General features: G+C 65.4%; 5 protein-coding genes. 2 read left to right on the top strand and 3 right to left on the bottom strand.

Going from position 1 to position 3,275, the window contains the following annotated elements; all coding sequences use genetic code 11:
- Positions 1-702, top strand: a 702-nt coding sequence (locus tag AC5RWT_RS35965) for a UDP-N-acetylglucosamine 1-carboxyvinyltransferase (RefSeq protein ID WP_494084396.1), incomplete at its 5' end; no start/stop codon positions are given.
- A 90-nt stretch (positions 703-792) separates the two neighbouring features.
- Here the strand turns inward: AC5RWT_RS35965 and AC5RWT_RS35960 are convergent.
- Complete coding sequence (locus AC5RWT_RS35960; protein ID WP_493966153.1) at positions 793-996, bottom strand: cold-shock protein; 204 nt, start codon at positions 994-996, stop codon at positions 793-795.
- A gap of 265 nt (positions 997-1,261) precedes the next feature.
- On the bottom strand, positions 1,262-1,957 hold the full coding sequence (nucS, locus tag AC5RWT_RS35955; RefSeq protein ID WP_494084395.1) for an endonuclease NucS: 696 nt from the start codon (positions 1,955-1,957) through the stop codon (positions 1,262-1,264).
- Between the two features lie 208 nt (positions 1,958-2,165).
- Between nucS and AC5RWT_RS35950 the strand changes: the two genes are divergently transcribed.
- Positions 2,166-2,492, top strand: coding sequence for an Rv1322 family protein (locus tag AC5RWT_RS35950; RefSeq protein WP_494084394.1), 327 nt, complete (start codon positions 2,166-2,168; stop codon positions 2,490-2,492).
- 6 nt (positions 2,493-2,498) lie between these two features.
- On the opposite strand, the gene AC5RWT_RS35945 is transcribed toward AC5RWT_RS35950, so the two are convergent.
- On the bottom strand, positions 2,499-3,275 hold a 777-nt coding region (locus AC5RWT_RS35945), incomplete at its 5' end, for an AI-2E family transporter (protein ID WP_494084393.1).

Genomic DNA, 3,275 nt, shown 5'->3' with positions numbered 1-3,275 from the left:
GAGATCACCGATATCGCTGACCTGCTGGTCTCGATGGGCGCCCGCATCGAAGGGATCGGGTCGCCGACTTTGGTGGTCACCGGCGTGGAGCGCCTTCACCCGGTGCGCCACAGCACCGTACCGGACCGGATCGTTGCCGGGACCTGGGCCTTTGCCGCCGCCATCACCGGCGGCACCGTGGAAGTGGGCAAGTCCAATCCCGCCCATCTGGCCGTGGTGCTGGACAAACTGGGGAAGGCCGGATGCCGAATCACCCAAACGGATGACAGCTTCACCGTGGAAGGCCCCCGGCGCCCCGAGCCAATCAACGTCTCGACGCTGCCGTATCCCGGATTCCCCACTGACCTGCAGCCGTTCGTCGTCGCGCTCAACGCGGTGGCGAACGGACACGGGATGGTGACCGAGAACGTCTTCGAGGCGCGCTGGGGCTTTACCGCCGAATTGTCCCGTCTGGGTGCCGTGGTCCGGCTGGACGGACACCACGCCCTGATCAAGGGGGTACCGCAGCTCTCCGGAGCTCCGGTCGAAGCCAACGACATCCGGGCCGGGGCAGCCTTGGTGATCGCCGGGCTGGTCGCGGAGGGCACCACGGAGGTCCACGGCGTGGAGCACATTGACCGCGGATACGAGCGGTTCGACGAGCGCCTGCGGGCGCTGGGCGCAGATGTAGTCCGTCTGGGGCCGCCGAGGCTGCCTGCCTAAGCCCGTAAACAGCAGAACCCCTCCGGAAATCTCCGGAAGGGTTCTGCCTGCCGCGCGCCGTCGTGGACGGCTGCAGTCTTTCAGCGGAAGCTAGATGACGGTGACGCCGGTGGCCTGCGGGCCCTTGGCTCCCTGGCCGATCTCGAAGCTCACGCGCTGGTTTTCGTCGAGCGTCTTGAATCCGCCCGACTGGATCTCCGAGTAGTGAACGAAGACATCTGCATCCGACTCATCCGGAGTGATGAAGCCGAAGCCCTTTTCCGCGTTAAACCACTTAACGGTCCCCTGTGCCATTTAAATCTCCTCATCGTCAACAAATTCAAGCCGGCACACCTCGTACCAACCCGGTTACTCCGTGGAAGATCCAAACGACACGGCCAGCGGGCCGGACGCCGAGGAGCTTCACACTCGCAACACGTCTTGCGAGCATGAAAAACTCACCTACACAAAGACTGAGTTAAGCATCACATAAGGCCCATGGGTGGTCAACGGTACAAAGGGCAATTCAATCGTTTATTAAGCAAGAGTTCGACGGGTGGCCAGGCAGCCCGGCCACACGTCAGAACAGGCGGGAATCGGCGTCGTCCACGCCGCGCATCTCGTCGTAGTCCAGCGTCAGGCACTCGATGCCGCGGTCGGTGGCGAGGACCCGTGCCTGCGGCTTGATTTGTTGTGCCGCAAAAATGCCCTTGACCGGTGCCAGCAGCGGATCGCGGTTGAGCAGCTCCAGATAACGGGTCAGCTGTTCCACCCCGTCAATGTCGCCGCGGCGTTTGAGCTCAACGGCCACGGTGCCGCCATCGGCGTTGCGGGCCAGGATGTCCACCGGGCCGATCGCGGTCATGTATTCGCGCCGCACCAGTGTGTGGCCGGGGCCGAGGCGGTGGATCTGTTCGGCCAGCAGGCGCTGCAGATCGGCTTCCACACCGTCTTTGACCAGCCCGGGGTCGGTGCCCAGGTCGTGGCTGTATTCGTGCAGGTGCTCATGGATGCTGATCACCAGACGGTCGTCGCTCTTGGCGTGCTGGACATGCCAGACCTCCTGGACCCCGGACTCGGCGTCGTCAGACTCAGGCCCGGCGACGCGCAGCGTGGCCGGCGGGCTCATCCAGTTAAGCGGCTTGTAGGAACCGCCGTCGGAATGGATCAGGACCGAGCCGTCCGCCTTCACCATCAGCAGGCGGGTGGCCAGCGGCAGGTGGGCGCGAAGGCGGCCAATGTAATCAACGGAGCAACGGGCAATGACAAGACGCACAGTAGGCCACTTTACCGGTGCCCGCAGTGTGCTCCGGACTGGCCCGCGTGTGCGGCTCCGTGCGGATCCGACCGGATCGGGCCGGATCGGGGCGCGACCGCTCCGACCGGATCGGGGCGGGACCGGACGGGGATCTGGGCCGGAGCGGGCCGGGCCGCACCGGAACGTGGTTCGGAGCGGACAGCGCCGGTGGGGCAGAATGGATGGCATGCCCCGTTCCAACCGTCCGCGCCGCCGCTCCGGGACGGGCAGCAGCAAATGGGAGCGGGTCGGCGAGTTCGATGTGGACCGCGCCCGTGCCGGCATCCCGGAGCGCCAGAATGCGCCCGACGGGGAATGGAACGTCCGGCGCATCACGCCCTCGAACGCTGCCAAGGAGTACACCTGCCCCGGCTGCAACCGGACCATAGGCCCCGGGATCGAGCACTTGGTCGCATGGCGCGCCGACTCGTTGCTCGGTGGCGAGACCGCGCTGGCCGAGAGGCGGCACTGGCATCCGCGATGCTGGCAGATCCGCAGCTACCGCTACCGCTGAGTCGCGTCAGTTTCGGTCCTGCCGGACAATGAACACGTCCTTGAGCAGCAGCATCACCGATGCGGCTGCCGGAATCGCCATCAGGGCGCCCAGCACACCCATCAGTGATCCTCCGGCAATCACGGCGATCACCGCCACGGCGCCGGGCACGGCCACGGCACGCTGCATCACGCGGGGGGATACGAAATACGCCTCGATCTGCAGGTAGGCAAAGTAGATGATGGCGAACAGCACCGCCGTCTGCCACCCCACGGTCAGGGCGACCAAGGACACGAACGTCCCGGCGATCACGGCACCGATCAGCGGGATGAAGGCCAGCAGGGCGACGACGAAGGTCAGCAAGGCGGTGAACGGCACCTGCGCGATGGTCATGGCGATGAAGGCAACGGCTGCATTGATCAGGGCCACGCAGGCCTGCCCGATCACGTAGCTGCCCACGCTGCTGCTGATCTCCTCCGACAGGCGCTGGACCTGCGGTCGCCGTGACCGGGGAGCCAGCCGGTAGGCCCAGATCTTCAACGCCGGAAGCGAGGCCAGGAAGTACAGCGTCAGCACCAGCACGATCAACGCGCCGAAGGCGCCCTGAAGGACAGCACTGCCGACGCCGAGGACGCCGCCGAAGATCCCCGAGACGTTCTCCGAGCTGGCAAAGAACTTCGCCAACTCGTCATCGATGCGTTCCCGCACCTGGAACTGCTTGTCGATGGTCTGGAAAAAGGGCGAGTTTAGGAATTCGTCGACATAACGGGGGGCGTTGGCCACGATCTGGGTGGTCTGATTGAC

The sequence above is a fragment of the Arthrobacter sp. Dra40 genome, assembly GCF_059091905.1.
The sequence above is the reverse complement of the archived record's forward strand: the minus strand, read 5'-3'. Positions and strand labels throughout refer to the sequence as shown.